General features: G+C 73.1%; 15 protein-coding genes. 7 read left to right on the top strand and 8 right to left on the bottom strand.

Annotation, left to right across the window (positions count from 1 at the left end; all coding sequences use genetic code 11):
• Positions 1–10: 10 nt before the first annotated feature.
• From QCD66_RS34275 to QCD66_RS34255, 5 genes are all read right to left on the bottom strand, one after another.
• Positions 11–1168: an acyl-CoA dehydrogenase family protein gene (locus QCD66_RS34275; RefSeq protein ID WP_375735977.1), complete on the bottom strand. Its 1158-nt coding sequence runs from the start codon at positions 1166–1168 to the stop codon at positions 11–13.
• 15 nt (positions 1169–1183) lie between these two features.
• The gene (locus QCD66_RS34270; RefSeq protein WP_375735976.1) at positions 1184–3208 is read right to left on the bottom strand and encodes a biotin carboxylase N-terminal domain-containing protein; all 2025 of its coding nucleotides are present in this window, start codon (positions 3206–3208) and stop codon (positions 1184–1186) included.
• 7 nt (positions 3209–3215) lie between these two features.
• Positions 3216–4814, bottom strand: a complete 1599-nt coding sequence (locus tag QCD66_RS34265; RefSeq protein WP_407566931.1) for an acyl-CoA carboxylase subunit beta — start codon at positions 4812–4814, stop codon at positions 3216–3218.
• A gap of 168 nt (positions 4815–4982) precedes the next feature.
• Positions 4983–6683 (bottom strand): acyclic terpene utilization AtuA family protein, encoded by a 1701-nt coding sequence (locus tag QCD66_RS34260; RefSeq protein ID WP_375735974.1) that lies wholly within the window; start codon positions 6681–6683, stop codon positions 4983–4985.
• Positions 6684–6694: 11 nt separating this feature from the next.
• A complete protein-coding gene (locus QCD66_RS34255; RefSeq protein WP_407566930.1) occupies positions 6695–7300 on the bottom strand; it encodes a TetR/AcrR family transcriptional regulator in 606 nt (201 codons plus the stop codon).
• A gap of 141 nt (positions 7301–7441) precedes the next feature.
• Between QCD66_RS34255 and QCD66_RS34250 the strand changes: the two genes are divergently transcribed.
• Complete coding sequence (locus tag QCD66_RS34250; protein WP_375735972.1) at positions 7442–7819, top strand: type II toxin-antitoxin system HicB family antitoxin; 378 nt, start codon at positions 7442–7444, stop codon at positions 7817–7819.
• Between the two features lie 48 nt (positions 7820–7867).
• Here the strand turns inward: QCD66_RS34250 and QCD66_RS34245 are convergent, their stop codons facing one another.
• The gene (locus tag QCD66_RS34245) at positions 7868–8545 is read right to left on the bottom strand and encodes a Crp/Fnr family transcriptional regulator (RefSeq protein WP_212825719.1); all 678 of its coding nucleotides are present in this window, start codon (positions 8543–8545) and stop codon (positions 7868–7870) included.
• A gap of 186 nt (positions 8546–8731) precedes the next feature.
• On the opposite strand from QCD66_RS34245, the gene QCD66_RS34240 reads away from it, so the two are divergent.
• The 6 genes from QCD66_RS34240 to QCD66_RS34215 all read left to right on the top strand — a co-directional run bounded on the left by QCD66_RS34240 (position 8732) and on the right by QCD66_RS34215 (position 14140).
• Positions 8732–9397, top strand: coding sequence for an adenosylcobinamide amidohydrolase (locus QCD66_RS34240; protein ID WP_375735971.1), 666 nt, complete (start codon positions 8732–8734; stop codon positions 9395–9397).
• A gap of 60 nt (positions 9398–9457) precedes the next feature.
• Complete coding sequence (locus QCD66_RS34235; protein WP_407566929.1) at positions 9458–10663, top strand: CapA family protein; 1206 nt, start codon at positions 9458–9460, stop codon at positions 10661–10663.
• Positions 10664–10789: 126 nt separating this feature from the next.
• Positions 10790–11539 carry an endonuclease III gene (gene nth / locus QCD66_RS34230; RefSeq protein ID WP_375735980.1) on the top strand — a complete coding sequence of 250 codons (750 nt, stop codon included), beginning with the start codon at positions 10790–10792 and terminating at the stop codon, positions 11537–11539.
• The gene (locus tag QCD66_RS34225) at positions 11536–12201 is read left to right on the top strand and encodes a TlpA family protein disulfide reductase (protein WP_375735969.1); all 666 of its coding nucleotides are present in this window, start codon (positions 11536–11538) and stop codon (positions 12199–12201) included. Before nth ends, QCD66_RS34225 begins: the two co-directional genes overlap by 4 nt.
• A complete protein-coding gene (locus tag QCD66_RS34220) occupies positions 12198–12893 on the top strand; it encodes a CoA pyrophosphatase (RefSeq protein ID WP_364221079.1) in 696 nt (231 codons plus the stop codon). The genes QCD66_RS34225 and QCD66_RS34220 overlap by 4 nt, the downstream gene beginning before the upstream one ends.
• Before the next feature lie 68 nt (positions 12894–12961).
• Positions 12962–14140, top strand: coding sequence for a MarP family serine protease (locus QCD66_RS34215; protein ID WP_364221076.1), 1179 nt, complete (start codon positions 12962–12964; stop codon positions 14138–14140).
• Between the two features lie 23 nt (positions 14141–14163).
• On the opposite strand, the gene mycP is transcribed toward QCD66_RS34215, so the two are convergent.
• Both mycP and eccCa read right to left on the bottom strand, forming a co-directional pair.
• A complete protein-coding gene (mycP, locus tag QCD66_RS34210; protein WP_375735968.1) occupies positions 14164–15543 on the bottom strand; it encodes a type VII secretion-associated serine protease mycosin in 1380 nt (459 codons plus the stop codon).
• Positions 15544–15643: 100 nt separating this feature from the next.
• Positions 15644–19591, bottom strand: a complete 3948-nt coding sequence (gene eccCa / locus QCD66_RS34205) for a type VII secretion protein EccCa (protein ID WP_375735967.1) — start codon at positions 19589–19591, stop codon at positions 15644–15646.
• Between the last annotated feature and the right edge of the window lie 133 nt (positions 19592–19724).

Here is a 19724-nt window from a genome sequence, read left to right as displayed (position 1 = left end):
GCCCGGAAGATCAGTACGACTTCGGCTGGGCGAGCACGTGCTGGGCCACGAAGTTGAGGATCATCTCCCGGCTGACCGGCGCGATCCGGGTCGCCCGCACCGCGCCGAGCAGCGTGGCGACGCCGTACTCGGTGGTCATGCCGTTGCCGCCCAGGGCCTGCACGGCGGTGTCGACGGCGAGCGCCGCGGCCTCGGCCGAGGCGTACTTGGCGAGGTTGGCGGCCACGCCCGCCTCCACGTCCCGGCCCGCGTCGTAGAGCCCCGCCGCCTTGGCGATCATGAGGCGGGCCAGTTCGACCTGCACCGCCGCGTGCGCCAGCGGGTGCGACACGCCCTGGTGCGCGCCGACCGGCCGGCCCCAGACCTGCCGGGTCGCGGTGTAGCTGGAGGCCCGCTCCAGCGCGTACCGGGCCGTGCCGGCACTCATCGCGGCGACCGTGATCCGCTCCGGGTTGAGGCCGGTGAACAGCGCCGGCAGCCCGGTCTCCTCGTCGCCGACCAGCGCGTCGGCCGGCACCCGGACGTCGTCGAGGTAGAGCAGCCACTGGTTCTCCGGTGACACGATCTCCATCTCCAGCTTCGACCTGGTCAGGCCGGCCGCGTCGGTCGGCACCAGGAACAGCGCCGGCCGCAGCCGGCCGGTCGCCGCATCGGCGGTACGGGCCACGACCAGCACGTACGACGCCTCGTCGACCCCGGAGATGAAGCACTTGCGCCCGGACAGCAGCCAGTCGTCGCCGTCGCGGCGGGCCACCGTCCCCAGCCTGTGGAAGTTCGACCCCGCCTCCGGTTCGGTGATCGCGAAGGCCACCTTGAGCGAGCCGTCGGCGATCCCGGGCAGGAACCGTTTGCGCTGCCCCTCGGTGCCGTGCCGGGCGACGATCGTGGCCACGATGGCCGGCGACACCACGAGCAGCAGCAGCGGGCAGCCGGCCGCCGCCAGCTCCTCGCAGACGATCGACAGCTCGGTGATGCCGCCGCCACCGCCGCCGTACTCCTCGGGCACGCTGACCCCGAGATAGCCGAGCCGGCCGGCGTCGGCCCACAGCTCGGTGGTCGGTTCGCCGGCCTTCGCCCGGGCCACGTAGTAGCCGTGGCCGTACGAGCGGCCGAGGGCCCGTACGGCGTCGCGCAACTGTGCCTGCTCGGGGGTGAGGTCGAAGTCCATGAGGGGGCCTCCTGGCTAGTCGGGCGGGGCGATCACCGCCAGCACGGTGCCGGTGTCGACCTGCCGGCCGGCGCTGACCGGCAGGGTGGCGACGACCCCGGCCGACGGGGCGTGTACGGGGTGTTCGAGCTTCATCGCCTCCAGCGTCAGCAGCAGCTCGCCGGCCCGGACCCGCTGGCCGATGTCGACGAGCACCCGGCCGACCGTGCCGGGCAGCGGGGCGACCAGCGAACCGTCCTCCAGTTCCGGGGTCGGCTGCGGGAAACGGGGCAGCGCGGTCAGCGCGACCGACCCCTCCGGACTGTCCACGTACGACACGTCACCGACCCGGTTGACGTCCAGGGACAGCCGGATGCCGTTGACGTCGAGCACCACCCGGTCCGGGTCGGCGCGGACCACGGCGATCGGCGGGTGGTCGTCGGTGACCGGCGGCTGGCCGGTGCCGGTCAGGTCGTAGTCGTCGGGGTCGATCGCGCGGACCCACCAGTTCGCCAGCTCGCCGGAGCGGTCCAGCCGGTAGCCGACCTCGACCGGGCCGGCCGGCCCGTCGTACCGGACGATCTGCGCGGCCGACACGACGTTGCGCCAGCCGGACGGGAGCGAGGCGAGCACCGGCGCGGTCGCCCGCCGCCGCGCGGCCCCGGCGAGCGCGGCGGCCAGGCACGACATCCGTACCGCGTCGACCGACGACAGCAGTGGGGCGAAGACCTCCGGATGCCGGTCGAGGAATCCGGTGTCGAAACCACCGGACCGGAACGACGGGTGCCGCAGCACCCGGACCAGCAGATCGCGGTTGGTGACCACACCGTGGATCTCGGTCCGGCTCAGCGCGGCGGCGAGCAGCCGGGCCGCCTCGTGCCGGGACGGCGCCCAGGCCACCAGCTTCGCCAGCATCGAGTCGTAGTGGACCCCGACCACGGAGCCGTCGCGCACCCCGGAGTCGAGCCGCAGGCCGGGCTGGACCAGTGGCCGGAACCGCCCGGACACGTCGGGCACGTGGAACCGGTGCAGGGTGCCGGTCGACGGCTGCCAGGCGAAGGCCGGGTCCTCGGCGCAGATCCGTACCTCGATGGCGTGGCCGCGGATCGGCGGCGGACCGGCCATCGGCAGGGTGGCGCCCTCGGCGACCAGCAATTGCAGCCGGACCAGGTCGAAGCCGGACACGCACTCGGTGATCGCGTGCTCGACCTGGAGCCGGGTGTTCATCTCCAGGAAGAAGAACTCGCCGGACGGCGTGAGCAGGAACTCGACGGTGCCGGCACCGACGTAGCCGACGGCGCGTACGGTCGCCACCGCGGCGGCGCACAGTTCCTCGCGCATCGCCGGGGTCACCACCGGCGACGGCGTCTCCTCGATGATCTTCTGGTGCCGGCGTTGGATCGAGCACTCCCGCTCGCCGAACGGGACCACGTTGCCCTGGGCGTCGGCGAAGATCTGCACCTCGACGTGCCGGGCCCGCTCGACGTAGCGCTCGACGTAGACGGTGCCGTCGCCGAACGCGGCGGCCGCCTCGCGGCGGGCGGACGCGACCGCCTCGGCCAGCGAGTCGGCGTCGTGGACGATCCGCATGCCACGGCCACCACCGCCCGCCGACGCCTTGACCAGCACCGGGAACTCGGTGACCTGGTCGGGGTCGGCGAAACTGGGCAGCACCGGCACGCCCGCCTCGGCGACCACCGCCTTCGCCTCGACCTTCGAGCCCATCACCGCGATCACCTTCGCGGGCGGGCCGACCCAGGTCAGGCCGGCGTCGGCGACCGCGGCGGCGAAGGCGGCGTTCTCGGCGAGGAAGCCGTAGCCGGGGTGGATCGCGTCGGCCCCGGTCCGCCGGGCCGCGGCGATGATCAGGTCACCCCGCAGGTACGTGGCGGTCGGCGCGTTTCCCGGCAGGTGTACGGCGTAGTCGGCCTCGGCGACGTGCGGCGAGTCGGCGTCGGCGTCGGAGAAGACGGCGACGGTCTCGATGCCGATCAGCCGGCAGGTGGCGAAGACCCGCTGGGCGATCTCGCCCCGGTTGGCCACGAGGAGTCTGCGGATCATCGGGTCCTCACATCCGGAAGACGCCGAAGCCCTCGGCGCCCCTGATCGGTCCATTATGGATAGCGGACAGGCAGAACCCGAGCGCGGTACGGGTGTCCCGGGGATCGATCACCCCGTCGTCGTAGAGCCGGCCGGACAGGAACAGCGCCGCCGACTCCGACTCGATCTGCTGCTCCACTGCCCGCCGCATCGCCAGGTCGGCCTCCTCGTCGAACCGCTGGCCCCGGGCCTGCGCCGCCTGCCGGGCCACGATCGACAGCACCCCGGACAACTGCGCCGGCCCCATCACCGCCGACTTCGCGTTCGGCCAGGTGAACAGGAACCTCGGGTCGTACGCCCGCCCGCACATGCCGTAGTTGCCCGCGCCGTACGACGCCCCGAGGTTGACCGTCAGGTGCGGCACCGTCGAGTTCGCCACGGCGTTGATCATCTGGGCGCCGTGCTTGATGATGCCGCGCTGCTCGTACTCGGCGCCGACCATGTAGCCGGTCGTGTTCTGCAGGAACACCAGCGGCGTGTCGGCGGCGTTGGCGAGCTGGATGAACTGGGTCGCCTTCTGCGACTCCTCCGAGAACAGCACCCCGCGGGCGTTCGCCAGCACCCCGACCGGATAGCCGTGCAGTTCGCCCCAGCCGGTGACCAGCGCGCTGCCGTACGCCGGCTTGAACTCGTCGAACTCCGAGCCGTCGAGCACCCGGGCCAGCACCTCACGCGGGTCGAACGGCACCCGCAGGTCGGCGCTGGCCACCGCGAGCAGGTCCTCCGGGTCGTGCTTCGGCAGGGTCACCGACGCCGTGCGCGGCCCGGGCCCGAGCTTGCGCCAGTTCAGCCGGCGTACGCACTGCCGGGCCAGCCGCAGGCCGTCGCGCTCGTCCTCGGCGAGGAAGTCGGCCAGCCCGGACCGGCCGGCGTGCATCGCCGCCCCGCCGAGCGACTCCTCGTCGGTGGTCTCGCCGGTGGCCATCCGCACCAGCGGCGGACCGGCCAGGAACACCTTCGCCTGCCCCCGGACCATGATCGTGTAGTCGGACATGCCGGGCACGTACGCGCCGCCGGCGGTCGCGTTTCCGAAGACGACCGAGATCGTCGGGATCCGGGCCGCCGAGAGCCGGGTCAGGTCGCGGAAGATCTGGCCACCCGGGATGAAGATCTCCGACTGGCTGGGCAGGTCGGCGCCGCCGGACTCCACCAGGTTGACCAGCGGCAGGCGGTTGGCGAGCGCGATCTCCCCGGCCCGCCGGGTCTTGCGCAACGAGTACGGGTTGACCGCGCCGCCGCGTACGGTCGGGTCGTTGGCGATCAGCACACACTCGACGCCCTCGACCACCCCGATCCCGGTGACCACACTCCCGATCGGATGGTCGGTGCCCCAGCCGGCCACCGGCGACAGCTCCAGAAACGGTGAATCCTCGTCGACCAGCAACTCGATCCGCTCGCGGGGAAGCAGCCGGCCACGGGCATGGTGGCGGGTGGTGTACTTCTCGCCGCCGCCCGCGCGGGCCGTCTCCAGCACGGCGTCCAGTTCGGCGAGCCGTTCCAGCATCGCCCCCCGGTTCTCCAGATAAGCCTGGGTACGCGGATCGATGGCCGTATCGAGGACAGTCACGTCACAACCCCATGCCCTTCGCGATGCCGCCGCGACGGCGATGTTCTCCGTCAATGCCACCTCCGTAACGAGCGTCTCGCCCGGAGCGACACGGATCGCGGCGTATTGGAGATATGTCTGACCGAGTTCGACCGCCGTCGTTCTCCCATGCGGTCAGTCGTCGCCCGGTCACGGCAGTTCGACGATCCGGGACCGGAGCAGTTCGCCGAGCGCCTTGGCCTGCGGATCGAACCGGGTCGACGCGGAGACCCCCTGACCGAGCAGGCCACGTACGACGAAGTTGACCGCGCGCAGGTTGGGCAACTCATGGCGCTCGACGTCGAGTCCGGCGGTCTCCGGCAGCAACTCCCGCAGCCGGTCGACCGTCAACCAGTCGCGCAGCCAGGCGTGGGTGGCCTCGGTTCGCGCCCACACCCCGAGGTTGGCGTCACCGCCCTTGTCGCCGGACCGCGCCCCGACCACCTCCCCGAGCGCCCCCCGCCGCCCGCTGCCGCGCCCGCCCTTGCTGCCACCGCCTTCGCCAAGATCGTGGTGATCAGGGAGTTGGGTGGTCGACTCGCCGACGACACGCGGGTCCTGATCCCTGATCACGGGGATCTTGGGGGGTGGGGGGATGGGGATCCGAGAGCCGTCGGGGAGGACTGCCAGATGAGGGACCCCGTCCTGGGGAGCGGTGTCCGATGTGAACACCCCGTACGGGGTCGCGTCGCCGGGCGGTGTCGTCAGGGTGCAGCCCGGATAGGAGGCCAGCGCCAGTTCCACCGCCGCCGCCGAGAACACCCGCCCCGCCCGTTTCGGGTCCGCGTCGCGCAGGTGTACGTGCAGCAGCGCACTCGCCGTCTCGGTGTCCGCCGCGTCCACATGGTCCGTACGCGCCAGCGTGAACTCCAGCCCGTCCCGGCCGAGTGCCGCCTCCAGTTGGCCGCGTACGAGGGCCGCCTTCGCCGGCACGTCCAGCCCGCACAGCACGAACGTCATCGAGTTGCGGAACCCGCCCAGCGTGTTGACCCCGACCTTGAGCGTCGGCGGCGGTGGGGTGCCGCGTACGCCGTCGACGCGTACCCGGTCCGGGCCCTCGGCGGTGAGGGTGACCGTGTCGAGGCGGGTGACCACGTCGGGGCCGACGTAGTCGGGGCCGCCGATCTCGTAGAGCAGTTGCGCGGTCACCGTCTCGACCGTCACCGCCCCGCCGGTGCCCGGATGCTTCGTGATCACCGAGGAGCCGTCGGCGTGCACCTCGGCGATCGGGAAGCCGGGCCGGTGGCCGCCGTCCGGCAACTCGGTGAAGAAACTGAAGTTGCCGCCGGTCACCTGTGCCCCGCACTCCAGCAGGTGCCCGGCGACCGTCGCGCCGGCCAGCGCGTCGAGGTCGTCACGGGTCCAGCCGAAGTGGGCCACGGCCGGCCCGACGACCAGCGACGCGTCGGTGACCCGGCCGGTCACCACCACGTCCGCGCCGGCCGTCAGGCACTCGGCGATCCCGAACGCGCCCAGGTAGGCGTTGGCGGTCAGCGCGCCGGGGCGGTCGAGTGCGTCGCCGGTGACGTACCCGACCCGGGCCGGCACGCCGAGCCGGTCGGCGAGCCCCGCGAGCGCGTCCGCCAGGCCGGCCGGGTTCAGCCCGCCGGCGTTCGTGACGATCCGTACGCCCCGGTCGAGCGCGGTGCCGAGGCAGTCCTCCATTTGGCGCAGGAACGTCTTCGCGTAGCCCAGCGACGGATCTTTACGCCGGTCCCGGCCGAGGATCAGCATGGTCAGTTCGGCGAGGTAGTCGCCGGTCAGCACGTCGAGCTGGCCGGCGTCGAGCATCTCCCGCCAGGCCGCGAAGCGGTCGCCGTAGAAGCCCGACGCGTTGCCGATCCTGATCATGCGGCCTCCGGTCAGCGGTTCACGATCCCCTTGAGTTGCTGTTTCCACGCGGCGAGCAGGGCGGCCCGCCGGGCCGAGTCGTCGGTGAGCAGGTTGGCGACGCCGAGGCCACGCAACAGGTCGAGGGTGGCCTGCACCGCCTCGCGTACGCCGGGCCGGCGCTCGTCGGCGCCGAGCAGTTCGACGGTCAGCCGGTGCATCTCCCGGCCGACCCGCGCCTCCAGAGGCACCAGCGCCGCGCGCAGCTCGGCGTCGGTGCGGGCGGCGACCCAGACCTCCAGGGCGGCGACGAACAGCGGCCCGGTGAACGCGGCAGCGAGCATGTCGACCACCCGGTCGAGCCGGTTCGGCCCGGTGGGCAGGGCCCGCGCCTCGGCCCGGATCTCGGCGGCCCGGCGGTCGGACAGATGCTCGACGGCGGCCATGACCAGCGCCGCCTTGGTCGGGTAGTGGTGCAACTGGGCGCCCCGGGACACGCCGGCGCGGGTCGCGACCAGCGTCGTCGTCGTACCCGACCAGCCCCGTTCGACGAGGCATTCGACGGTCGCCTCCAGCAGCCGCGCCCGGGTGGCACGGCTGCGCTCCTGCTGGGGAGCCCGCGGTACGGCGGCAGCCATGCCAAAGAGCGTCCATGCTCAGAAACAAACAGTCAAGCCTGCTTGTTTAGATCCGAGCTACGATGTCTAGGCGGCTCTACTTATTCTGTCTAGGTACCTAGACTGCCCAGCAACGGGCAGGCGGACGAAGGCAGGGACACGATGACCAGGTTCACGGCAGTGTGCACCCGCTCTGGCAATTGGTGGGCCATCAGCATTCCGGAGATCAAAGGGGTGCACAGCCAGGCCCGCCGGCTTGATCAGGTGGAGGCGATGGCGCGTGAGGCCATCGCGCTGATGCTGGACGTGGCTCCGGACAGCTTCGAGTTGGAAGTCAGTCCGCAACTGCCGCCGAAGGTCTCGCATGCCCTCGTCGCCCGGCGGGCGGCACGCGAGGCGGATCTTGCCGCAGAGCGGGCCACCGCCGAGGCCGTACGCGAACTTCTCGCCGACGGCTACACGGTGCGGGACGCCGGCCGGATGCTCGGCATCTCGCCCCAGCGGGTTTCCCAGATCGCACAGGCGACGGCCGCCGCCTGAGACACGTCGGCGGGGACGACCACGGTCGTCCCCGCCGACGCGGAGTTCTCAGACGCGGGCGCGGCGGGCCAGGCGCTCCGGGTCGAGAATGATGATGCTCTTGCCGTCGAGGCGGAGCCAGCCGCGCGAGGCGAAGTCGGCCAGTGCCTTGTTGACCGTCTCGCGGGAGGCGCCGACGAGCTGGGCGATCTCCTCCTGGGTCAGGTCGTGGGTCACCCGCAGCACGCCGCCGTCCCGGGTGCCGAACCGGCCGGCCATCTGGAGCAGGTTCTTGGCGACCCGGCCGGGCACGTCGGTGAAGATCAGGTCGGCGAGGTTGTCGTTCGTCCGGCGCAGCCTGCGGGCGAGCACCCGCAGCAACTGCTCGGCGATCTCCGGCCGGTTGTTGAGCCACGGCCGCAGGGCCTGCTTGCGCAGCCGGACCAGCCTGGTGTCGGTGACGGCGGTGGCGGTCGCGGTGCGCGGGCCGGGATCGAAGAGCGACAGTTCGCCGACCATGTCGGACGGACCCATCACGGCGATCAGGTTCTGCCGGCCGTCGGCCGCCCGCCGACCCACCTTGATCTTGCCGCTGAGCACGATATACAGACTGTCGCCGGGCTCTCCCTCGTTGAACACGATCTCGCCCTTACGGGCCTCGATCGTCTCCATCTCCTTGGCGAGCGCCTCGGCCGCTTCCGGGTCGACGCCCTGGAAGATCCCGCTGCGGGCCAGTACCTCGTCCATCGCGCACCTCCGCCTGCGCGCACGTCGCGCGCAGTCAGTCTAGGCGGACGCCGCTCGGAAACCGGACGTGCGCCCCTTGAAATCTTGAGTCCGGAGCGTAACCCACCCGACCCCGGACGCCGCTACGATACATCCCCCTCGGCCAGGCACTATTGCCTCCGAGTCCGGCCGCCGTAGCATCGTCCGATGCCCTCCGCGCCCACCCTCGCCGCGAGATCCGAAGAAGGTTTGGACGTACCGCTGCTCGTCTGGCGACTGTCCCGGCCCCGGCTCGCGATCAGTTCGGCGCCGCTCGGCGGCGGGATCGGCGTACGGGAGTGGGTGGTCAACGCGACCGTGCCGATCTCGTACCGGCGGGACGACCCCGACGTCCACCTGACCGGGCTCGCCGACCAGCTCGGCCTGCGCGGGCCCGGCGTCGGGCTGCTCACCGGCGTCGACGTCGCCCGGGTCGTCGACGCGGCCGACGCCGGCGTACGGGTCTGGGCGACCGTCGGCCTGGGCAGCCCGACCTGGGCCGCGGCGGCCGACGAGGAGGCCCCGGCGCGGGTCGGAACCGTCAACATCGTCGCCTGGGTGCCGGCCAGGTTGAGCGAGGCGGCACTGGTGAACGCGGTCGCCACCGTCACCGAGGCGAAGTCGCAGGCGCTCTGGGAGATCGGCGTCGAGGCCACCGGCACCGCCACCGACGCGGTGACCGTGCTCTGCCCGTCCGACGGCCCGGCCGAACCCTACGGCGGCCCCCGGTCCCGCTGGGGTGCGCCGCTGGCCCGGGCGGCACACCACGCGGTACGCGTCGGCGGGCCTGATTCGCGGACCGAGGTGCCGTGGTCGGTGCGGCACGAACGCTGAACCACCTCATCCGTACGGCCGTCGTCGCACACCCCGTCCGCCGGGTAGGGTCTGCGCGTTATGTATAGCGCCCACCAGGAACCGCGCCGGCGTAGCCGGCTGGGACAGGTCTTCTCGGAGAGCCCGATAGTCGCCTTCGGGGCTGTCCTGGTTGTCCTGGTCGGCATTGGTCTGAGTGGATTCGCAGCGTTCACCGCGACCCGCAGCGCGCCCGCGCCGTCGGTCTGGCAGGGGTCCGCCTCGGCCGGCGGGGACCCCTCCGGCGCGCCCGTGCCCAGTGCCACCGAACCCGCCCCCAAAGTGATCAGCATGTCGGCGACCGGCGACATCGTCATGGGCAACGCGCCCAACCGGCTGCCGCCCAACGGTGGCCAGGGCTTCTTCGACCCGGTCAAGGAGGCGCTCGTCGCCGACCTGGTGATGGGCAATCTGGAAGAGCCGCTGACCGAGGACACCGGCACCACCAAGTGCGGTGCGGGCTCCTCCGGCTGTCACGCGTTCCGGGCCCCGCCGTCGTACGCCGCCCACCTGCGCGACGCCGGCTTCGACCTGCTCAACCTCGCCAACAACCACGGCTACGACTACGGCCAGGCCGGTTACGAGAACACGACCCGGGCCCTCGAAGAGCACGGGATGCAGCACACCGGCCGGGCCGGCCAGATCACGATCGCCGACGTAGACGGCGTCAAGGTCGCGGTCCTCGGCTTCACGCCGTACTCGTGGACCAACAACCTGGTCAACATCGAGAAGGCCACCGAGATCGTCGAGGAGGCGGCCGCCCAGGCCGACCTGGTCGTGGTGCAGGTGCACATGGGCGCCGAGGGGGCGGACCGGACCAGGGTCAAGCCGGGCACGGAGATGTTCCTCGGCGAGAACCGGGGTGACCCGATCAAGTTCTCCCACGCCGTCATCGACGCCGGCGCCGACCTCGTGGTGGGCCACGGGCCACACGTGATGCGGGCGCTGGAGTTCTACAAGGGGCGGCTGATCGCCTACAGCCTCGGCAACTTCGCCGGGGGTGGCGGCACCCTCAACGGCAGCGGGCGGCTCGGCTACGGCGCGGTGCTCAAGGTGTCGATGACCGCCGACGGCACCTGGTCCGACGGGCAGTTGATCTCGACCATCATGAACGGGTCCGGATTGCCGACCATGGACGACCGGAAGCGTGGCCTCGACCTGGTGCGCGGCCTGTGCGAGTCCGACTTCCCGACCACCGCGCCGACCCTCGACGGCGAGGGCCGGATCACCCCGCCGGCCGGTGGCTGACCTCGGGTGTCAGCCGGGCGACGTACGCTGGCCAGCGTGAGCCTGACCAATGCCCGGCCGGTCCGTGGCGCCGAAGCCGCCCGGAAGGCCGAACCGACCCGCCGCACCCGGAAAGTCGAGACCGAACTGGCCCGTAAGCGGCGGGCCCGGCGGATGGCAAGGGCCCTCACCGAGACACACCCCGACGCACACTGCGAACTCGACCACGGCAACGCGCTCCAGCTCGCGGTGGCCACGATCCTTTCCGCGCAGTGCACCGACAAGCGGGTCAACGAGGTCACCCCGAAGCTGTTCGCCCGCTACCCGACGGCCGCCGACTACGCCGCGGCGGACCGCGCCGAGCTGGAGCAGCTGATCAAGCCGACCGGCTTCTTCCGCAACAAGACGACGTCGCTGATCAACCTGGGGCAGGCGCTGGTCGAGCGGTACGACGGCGAGGTGCCGGGCCGCCTCACCGACCTGGTCACCCTGCCCGGCATCGGCCGCAAGACCGCCAACGTCATCCTCGGCAACGCCTTCGACGTCCCCGGCATCACCGTCGACACCCACTTCCAGCGGTTGGTCCGGCGCTGGGAATGGACCGACGAGACCGACCCGGTCAAGATCGAACACGCGGTCGGCGCCCTGATCGAGAAGCGCGACTGGACCATGCTGTCGCATCGGGTGATCTTCCACGGCCGCCGGGTCTGCCACGCCCGCAAGCCGGCCTGTGGCGCCTGCACGCTCGCCAGCCTCTGCCCGGCGTACGGCACCGGCCCCACCGACCCGACCGCCGCCAAGCTCCTCAAGGGGCCCCGCGCCCGTGACCTCGCGGCCGCGGCCGGGGTCGACCCCGACCTGGTGCCGGCGCAGGCGGCGGCCGCCGACGTACCGTGAGGCGGCCGGCACGCGCGACGCCGGGTCGCCGATGGCTGGCCGGGCTGCTGGCACCGGTCGCCCTACTCGTGGCCGGCTGCACAGCCGGCGACCCCGACGTCTCCCCGGATCCGGCGCCCGCCCCGTTCGCGGCCTGCGCCGGGCTCGCCGCACCACCGGCCGCCGCTGGCCCCGGGGCGACCGGACGGCCCGGCCCCGACGACCCACCCCGCACGCCGGACGTCCCGGCGGCCGACGTGCCGCAGCTACCGGAGATCGAGCTGCCCTGCTTCACCGGCGGCGAGCCGGTCGCGATGACCGGCATCCAGGGGCCTGCGGTGATCAACGTGTGGGCGTCCTGGTGCACGCCGTGCCGTAAGGAACTGCCGGCCTTCCAGCGCCTCGCCGACCGTTCGGCCGGACAACTGCACGTCGTCGGCGTCGACGTACGCGACCGGCGGGCAGCCGCAGTGTCCATCGCCGAGACGTACGGCCTGACCTTTCCCAACCTGTTCGACCCGGACGAGGAGCTGCTGCGCGGCCTGGCCCGCAACTTCGTGCCGATGACCCTCTTCCTCGACGACACGGGCACGGTGCGGCACCTCGACATCTCCGGCGCGCTCGACGACGCCACCCTCACCGCCCTCGTCGAAGAGCACCTCGGCGTGGTGGTAGGCCCGTGACCAGGACACCGCCGGGTTGGACCGCCCCGCTGCTCGACCGGGTGCGGACCGCCCGCACCGAGGACTTCACCCGGTTGCCGACCCCGGCGACCGGCCGCCCCAGCGCGGTGCTCGTGCTGCTCGGCGAGGAGCCGGACCACGGGCCGGACGTCCTGCTGCTCCAGCGGGCGGCGTCGATGCGCAACCACGCCGGGCAGCCGGCGTTCCCCGGCGGTGCCGCCGACCCGGGCGACGGCGGGCCGGTCGGCACCGCGCTACGCGAGGCCGAGGAGGAGGTCGGGCTCGACCCGACCAGCGTCACCGTCCTGGCCGAACTGCCCCGGCTGTGGATCCCGGTCAGCAACTTCGTGGTCACCCCGGTCCTGGCCTGGTGGCACCGGCCCCATCGGGTGCACCCGCGGGAGCCGGCCGAGGTCGCCCACGTCGCCCGGCTGCCGGTGGCCGAACTGGTCGACCCCGCCAACCGGCTCACCGTACGGGTACCGAGCGGCTGGCAGGGGCCGGCGTTCCAGGTCCGCGGGATGCTCGTCTGGGGTTTCACCGCCGGAGTGCTCGCGGCGCTGCTGGAGATGGGTGGCTGGGAGCAACCCTGGCCCCGGCACCGCGTCACGGAGCTGCCCCGGTCGGTGCTGCGGCCGGCCCCGCCCAAGACCGCCGAGCCCGACGACGAGCTGACCGGCCCGATCGGCTGAGCCACCGGTCCCGGCGTGCCCCGTCGCACGTCGCGGCCCGGGTCGCCACACACCCGTACGCTGGACAGGTGTCCGCCGTTGATGTTGTCCTGATACTGCTCATGCTGTTGTTCGCGATCAGCGGCTACCGGCAGGGATTCGTCATCGGCGTGATGTCGTTCACCGGGTTCCTCGGCGGCGCCCTGGTCGGACTACAGGTCGGCCCACTGCTCGCCCAGCGGTTCGAGGACGGCGCCATCCGGGTCGTGGTCGCACTCATCGCCATCTTCGGCCTGGCCATCCTCTTCCAGACCCTGGCCGGCTGGCTCGGCTCCCACATCCGGCACGCGATCACCAGCCGGGCCGGCCGGCGGATCGACGACGTCGGCGGGGCACTGGTGTCACTGGTCGCGGTGCTTGTCGTCGCCTGGCTGGTCGCGGTACCGCTCGGCTCGTCGTCGCTGCCCTGGCTGGCCAGCTCGGTACGGCACAGCGCCCTGCTCGGTGCCGTCGACCGGGTGCTGCCGGCGCAGGCGCAGGCGCTGTCGCAGGCACTGCGCGACACCGTCGACACCAACGGTTTCCCCGACGTCTTCGGCGGGCTGGCACCGACCCGGGCCCGCGAGGTGTCGCCGCCCGACCCGGCACTTGCCGGTTCGCAGGTGGTCGCGAACGCGCAGCGGTCGGTGGTGAAGGTGCTCGGCAGCGCCCCCAGCTGCTCCCGGCGGATCGAAGGCTCCGGCTTCGTCTACGCCGAGGAGCGGGTGATGACCAACGCGCACGTCGTCGCCGGCACCCGTAGCGTCTCGGTCGAGCTGAACGACCGCCGCTACAACGGCCGGGTCGTGGTCTACGACCCGGAACGCGACCTGGCGGTGATCTACGTGCCGGGCCTGTCCGCTCCGGTGATGCCGTTCGCGGACCGGCCGGCCCAGGTCGAAGCGGACGCGATCGTGCTCGGTTTTCCGCGCGGCGGCCCGTACGACGCCCAGTCGGCCCGGGTGCGCGACGTCGGCGACATCACCGGTCCGGACATCTACGACTCCGGCAACGTGACCCGCGAGGTCTACACCATCCGGGCGCTGGTCCGCAGCGGCAACTCCGGCGGTCCGCTGATCGGGCCGGACGGCCAGGTGCTGGGCGTCATCTTCGCCGCGGTCGCCGACGACCCCAACACCGGATTCGCCGTCACGGCGGCCGAGTCCGGGCCGGTCGCGGCGGCCGGCGTCGAACGCTCCCGCTCGGTCGACACCGGAGCCTGCTCCTGACCGAGGTCGACCGGCGGCGACGGTCAGAGCGGCGGACCGGACACCGGGCCACCGGAAACCGGAGCAACCCGGCGTCGTGACCGCCGGTCCGGGAGCCACCCGAGGCGCCAGGCCAGCAGGGTCGCGACGCCCAGCAGCGCCACCACCGCGGCCGCGCCGCCGACGACTCCCGTCCGGTCGAGTTCGTCGGTGTCGCCGGTCGGGGTGGCCGCCCATCCGCCACCGGGTCCGGTGGCCCGCCCCCCGCCGAACCGGCCCGGCCCGCCGTAGCCGCTGCCGGTCGGCGGCCCGGTCTCGTAGCCGGGCGCCGGGCCGAAGCGGGCGGTTCCCGGCCGCTCGTTGTTGTCCAGCTGGTTGCGGCCGACCTCCGGCACCGTCTCGGTGAGTGCGGCGAGCGGGTCGACCAGACCGAACCCGAACCGGTCGTCGCGGCCCGGCGCGCCGAGGTCACGGGCCGTGCTGGTCAGCCGGTGCACGATGTCGCCCGCCGACATCGCCGGCCACTTGGCACGGACCAGCGCCGCTGTCGCGGCGACCAGCGGAGCCGCGAAACTCGTGCCCTGCACCTGCCAGAAACCGCCGGGCCGGGCGCCGAGCAGGCCGGTCGCCGGCGCGCTGAGCACCGTCTCCGGGCCGGTGATCGCGCCGGACCAGAGCCGGTCGGTGGCCCGGTCCAGACCGGTCACCGCGATCACCCCGGGCTCCCGGGCCGGATACCAGACCTCGCCGGCCGTCGACGGCGCGACGTTGCCGGTGCACGCCACCACCACGACGTTGTGGGTGAACGCGTAGTCGATCGCGGCTTCGAGGGCCGGGCTGGCACTGCCACCGCCCAGCGACAGGTTGATCACCTGGGCGCCGTTGTCGACAGCCCACCGTACGCCTCGGGCCACGATGAGCGCGTCGTCGTAGCGGTTCTCCTCGTCGAGCACGCGTACCGGCAGGATCCTGGCCCCTGGGGCCAGGCCGGCGACGCCGTCGTTGTCGTCGTTGCGGCCGGCGATCAGGGCCGCCACCGTGGTGCCGTGCCCGACCGGGTCGTGCTGCCCCGCGCCAGCGACCGGGGCGGCGTCGGCGTCACCGTCCCGCGCGACCAGGTCGATGCCGGGCAGCACCTGACCCACCAGGTCCGGATGGGACCCGTCCACTCCGGAGTCGACGACCGCCACCGTGACGCCCTCGCCGGTCGACAGCCGCCACACCTCGTCGGCGCGCAGCGCGTCGAGCTGCCACTGCTGCTCGCGCACCGGATCGATGCGGACCGGCAGCGCGACCGGCTGCCCCGCCCCCACCCCGGCCGGCGGCGCGGCCACCGGTACGGCGAGCAGGCTCAGGAGGCCGAGCAGCGCCGCCCCGGCGGTGCGCCGTACGGCATTGTGGTGGCAGCGCCTCAACCCGGTCACACCCTGGCTTTCACACCCGGGGTGCGACCACCCCGGCAGCGGATCGATGCACGGAGGCTACCCGGTCCGTGGCCGGTACGGGACGTGTGTGGCCAAGGAATCAGTCGGTTGCCAGATAGGCGAGCTGGATCAGGCGTACCCCTTCCCGGCGGGTGACCAGGCGCCCCCGGCCGGGTGGCATCGGCGTGGCCCGGACATTTCCGATCAAGGAGCCCTCGTCCGGTTGCCCGGACAGCAGGAGTCCGGGTGACGACAACTCGCGCAACCGCTGCATGAGCGGCTCGTACGCGGCCCGCGCCGCCCCTCCGGTCCGCCGGGCCAGCACCAGGTGCAGGCCGATGTCACGGGCCTGCGGCAGGTATTCCTCCAGCGCGGCCAGCGGGTTGCTCGGCCCGGTCGCCACCAGGTCGTAGTCGTCCACCAGGACGAACAGCTCCGGTCCGGTCCACCATGACCGGTCGCGCAACTCCTCTTCGGTCACGTCCGGGCGGATCATCCGGCGCCGCATGTAGCCCGCCGCCGAGCCGATGAGTTCGGCGGTGACCGCCGCCGCCGTCCCGTACCCGATCTGGTGCTCGGTACGGATCGCGCCGAGCAGGCTGCGCCGGTAGTCGACCAGGATCACCCGGGCCTGCTCGGGGGTGAACCGGCTGGTGATGGTCGCGGCCAGGGCGCGCAGGAACGACGACTTGCCGCTCTCGGCGTCGCCGAAGACCAGCAGGTGCGGCTCACCGGCGAAGTCGAGCGACACCGGCCGCAGATCCGTCTCGGCGATCCCGATCGGCAGCCGCAGCCCTTCGGTGCGGCCCAGGTCCAGTTCGGCGTACGGCAGTCGCGGCGGAAGCAGCCGGACCCGGGGAGCCGGCTCGCCCGGCCACGCGCCGGCCACCGCCCGGGGCAGCGCACCGGGGTCACCGCCGGACCCGGCCAGCTCCGGCCGGGCGGCCAGCAGGTGCAGGCCGTCCGTGGTGATCCCGCGCCCCGGCGACTCCTTCGGCACGTTCGCGGCCGCCCGGCGGGACACGAACGAGTCGGTGGGCTCGCCGAGCCGCAGCTCGACCCGGGAACCGAAGAGGTCCCGGATGGACGGCCGGAGGTCGATCCACCGGCCGGCGGCGGCGACCAGGTGCACCCCGTACGACAGGCCACGGGTGGCGATGTCGGTCAGCGCCTCGTCCAGGTCCTCGAACTCGTTGCGGATGGTCAGCCACCCGTCGACCACCAGGAAGACGTCGCCGTACGGGTCGGTCGACCCGCCCGTGGCCCGCACCCGGCGGTAGCCGGCCATGTCGACGCCCAGTTCGGCCAACGACCGTTCCCGTTGCGCGAGGAGCCCCACCACGTCACCGACGGTCCGGCGTACCGCGGTGGGGTCCAGCCGGCCCGCCACCCCGCCGACGTGCGGCAGGTCGCGCAGCGCGGCCAGCGTGCCGCCACCGAAGTCGAGGCAGTAGACCTGTACCTGCGCCGGGGTGTGGGTGAGGGCCAGCCCGCTGACCAGGGTCCGCAGCAGCGTCGACCGGCCGCTGCGTGGGCCACCGACGACCGCCACGTGGCCGCCCGCCCCGTCCAGGGCCAGCCACAGCACGTCACGGCGCTGCTCGTACGGCTTGTCGATCAGGGCGACCGGCACCTGGAGCGCGCCGTGCAGGTCGGGGTTGGCGACCGTCAGCCCGCGCTCCGGGTCGACGCCGACCGGGCCGAGCAGCTCGTCCAGGGCCGGCGACAGCCCGAGCGGCGGCAGCCAGACCCGGTGTGCCGGCGGGCCCTGGCCGTCCAGTCGGGACACCAGGATGTCCAGCAGCGTCGCCCCGCCGGCCTCCTCGGCCGCGGGCGGTGGGGCGGCGACCGGTTCGGCGACGGGCACGAGATGCGTCGAGTAGCCGAGAACCCGTACCCCGGTGGACCCTTCGCCGGCCGGACCGGGCCGGCCGGGCGTACGGTGCACACCGGAGACGTACGCCGTCCGGAACCGCACCAGCGGCTCGGTGTTGCCGGACTTCAGGTAGCCGTGGCCGGGGGAGCGCGGCAGCTCGTACGCGTCCGGCACGCCCAGCACCGCCCGCGACTCCAGCGCGGAGAACGTCCGCAGCCCGATCCGGTACGACAGGTGGGTGTCCAGGCCGCGCAGCCGGCCCTCCTCGAGCCGTTGCGAGGCGAGCAGCAGGTGCACCCCGAGCGAGCGGCCGACCCGTCCGATCTGGACGAACAGGTCGATGAAGTCGGGCTTGGCGGACAGCAGCTCGGAGAACTCGTCGCAGACGATCAGCAGCGACGGCAGCGGGGCGAGCGCGGCGCCGGCGGCCCGGGCCTTCTCGTAGTCGCGCAGGCTGGCGTGGTTGCCGGCCCGGCGCAGCAGCTCCTGCCGCCGGATCAGCTCGCCGTTGATCGCGTCGACCATCCGGTCGACCAGCGGCAGCTCGTCGGCGAGGTTGGTGATCACCGCCGCGGTGTGCGGCAGCCGGTCGAGCGAGGCGAACGTCGCGCCGCCCTTGAAGTCGACCAGGACGAAGTTGAGCAGTTCGGACGAGTGGGTGGTGGCCAGGGCCAGCACCAGCGTCCGCAACACCTCCGACTTGCCGGAACCGGTCGCGCCGATGAGCAGCCCGTGCGGCCCCATGCCGTCCTGCGCGGACTCCTTCAGGTCGAGTTCGACCGGCGAACCGTCGGCACCGATCCCGATCGGCACCCGCAACCGGTCCCGGTCGGCCCGTGGTGCCCAGCCCTGCCGTACGGCGAAGTGGTGCGGGTCGCCGATGCCGACCAGGTCGGCGAACCCGGGGTCGGCGGCGAGCGCCGCGTGGGTGCCTCCCGCCGAGGCGACCAGGCGCAGCGGCGCGAGCCGGCGGGCGACGGCCTCGGCCTCGACCGGATCGAGCCGGTCGGCGGTGCCGACCGTCGCCGGGCCGTCCATCGAGTCGGTGTCGAGCCGGCCGGCCCGGACCTGGAGCACCAGGGTGCTGCGGTCGAGCAGGCGGGGTGGCGGGCCGTCCAGGTCGAGGACGGTGACCGCGTGGACGCCGTCGCCGGCCAGGTGCGCCGCACCGGTCAGGTCGCCGCCGTCGAGTACGACGACCACGTGCGGCCCGCCGCCCGCCGGACCGTGCGGACTGAACCGCGGCCGGGTGGCGAGCACCTCGTCGAGCAGCCCCTCCAACTCCGTCGCCGCACTCGTGACCAGGCGGACCGGGCCGAGCGCGTCGGTCCGGGTCGGGTGCAGCGCGTGCGGCAGCCACTTCACCCACTCCCACGCCGTACGCCGTTCCGGTCCGGCACAGACCGCGACGATCAGGTCGTCGGGGGCGTGGAAGACGGCGAGCTGGACCAGCATCGCCCGGGCCAGCGCCCGAGCCTCGGTGCCGGCCGGCGCCTCGCCACCCGGCCGGGGCCGGCCGCGCAGGTGGATCCGGGCGAAACCGCGCAGCGAAAGGGCCACCGGTAGGTCGGGGACCACCGAGTACGCGTCGAGGAAACGGCGCAGCGCGCCCGCCGTCATCGGCTCCAGGTCCGGAAGCGGCCGGGTGACCGGCGGGACGAGCGGGGTGGCCAGCGTCTGCGGCCCGACCCCGATCCGGACCACGCCGAAGTCCGGGTCGGTGGGCCGCCGCTCCCACAGCCGGTGACTGTCGATGGTGGACCACAGCCGGGCCGGGTCGGGGTGCCGGTAGAGGAGGCCGGCCCGCTGCCGGGCGGCGGTCGAGCGGACCCGGCGACGCAGGCTCGCCAGGTGGCGCAGGTATTCGCGCCGGGCGGTCATCATCTCCGACTTCTTCGGCGAGCCCGTCGCACTGCCCCACGTGGTGGCGAGCATGGCCAGCGACGACACCCCGAACATGGCACCGACCAGGTAGGAGTAGGCCCCGCCGCCCCGGCCGAACATCATCGCCATGGCGACCGCCCCGCCGAGCATCGGCAGCACCATCAGCAACTGCTGCCACCGGCCGCCGGTCGCCGGCGGGATCTCCGGCGGCGGCTCCACGGGCAGTTCGCCGGCCGGGATCTCCGGCGCCGGACGCCGCGCCGGCCGGCGGAACGCGACGGTGCTCATCCCGGTCGCGGGCCGTCGGCCCGGCTCCCGGCGCCGTCCACACCAGACCGATCCAAGGTGGACATGATCCCCCCCCCGTCACACGGACACCAGGACCGGCCCATGGTAGGTAAAGTGCCGTCGTCCGCGCTGA

Origin of the sequence: Polymorphospora sp. A560, from assembly GCF_045781765.1 — a bacterium.
Classification (GTDB): domain Bacteria; phylum Actinomycetota; class Actinomycetes; order Mycobacteriales; family Micromonosporaceae; genus Polymorphospora; species Polymorphospora lycopeni.
The sequence above is the reverse complement of the archived record's forward strand: the minus strand, read 5'-3'. Positions and strand labels throughout refer to the sequence as shown.

What these genes read in the sequence shown, in the direction of transcription:
- QCD66_RS34270 (WP_375735976.1), bottom strand. Translation starts at nt 3,208, where the DNA reads ATGATCCGCAGACTCCTCGTGGCCAACCGGGGCGAGATCGCCCAGCGG.
- QCD66_RS34240 (WP_375735971.1), top strand. Translation starts at nt 8,732, where the DNA reads ATGCCCTCCGCGCCCACCCTCGCCGCGAGATCCGAAGAAGGTTTGGAC.
- QCD66_RS34260 (WP_375735974.1), bottom strand. Translation starts at nt 6,683, where the DNA reads ATGATCAGGATCGGCAACGCGTCGGGCTTCTACGGCGACCGCTTCGCG.
- eccCa (WP_375735967.1), bottom strand. Translation starts at nt 19,591, where the DNA reads ATGAGCACCGTCGCGTTCCGCCGGCCGGCGCGGCGTCCGGCGCCGGAG.
- QCD66_RS34250 (WP_375735972.1), top strand. Translation starts at nt 7,442, where the DNA reads ATGACCAGGTTCACGGCAGTGTGCACCCGCTCTGGCAATTGGTGGGCC.
- QCD66_RS34245 (WP_212825719.1), bottom strand. Translation starts at nt 8,545, where the DNA reads ATGGACGAGGTACTGGCCCGCAGCGGGATCTTCCAGGGCGTCGACCCG.
- QCD66_RS34255 (WP_407566930.1), bottom strand. Translation starts at nt 7,300, where the DNA reads ATGGCTGCCGCCGTACCGCGGGCTCCCCAGCAGGAGCGCAGCCGTGCC.
- QCD66_RS34275 (WP_375735977.1), bottom strand. Translation starts at nt 1,168, where the DNA reads ATGGACTTCGACCTCACCCCCGAGCAGGCACAGTTGCGCGACGCCGTA.
- QCD66_RS34235 (WP_407566929.1), top strand. Translation starts at nt 9,458, where the DNA reads ATGTATAGCGCCCACCAGGAACCGCGCCGGCGTAGCCGGCTGGGACAG.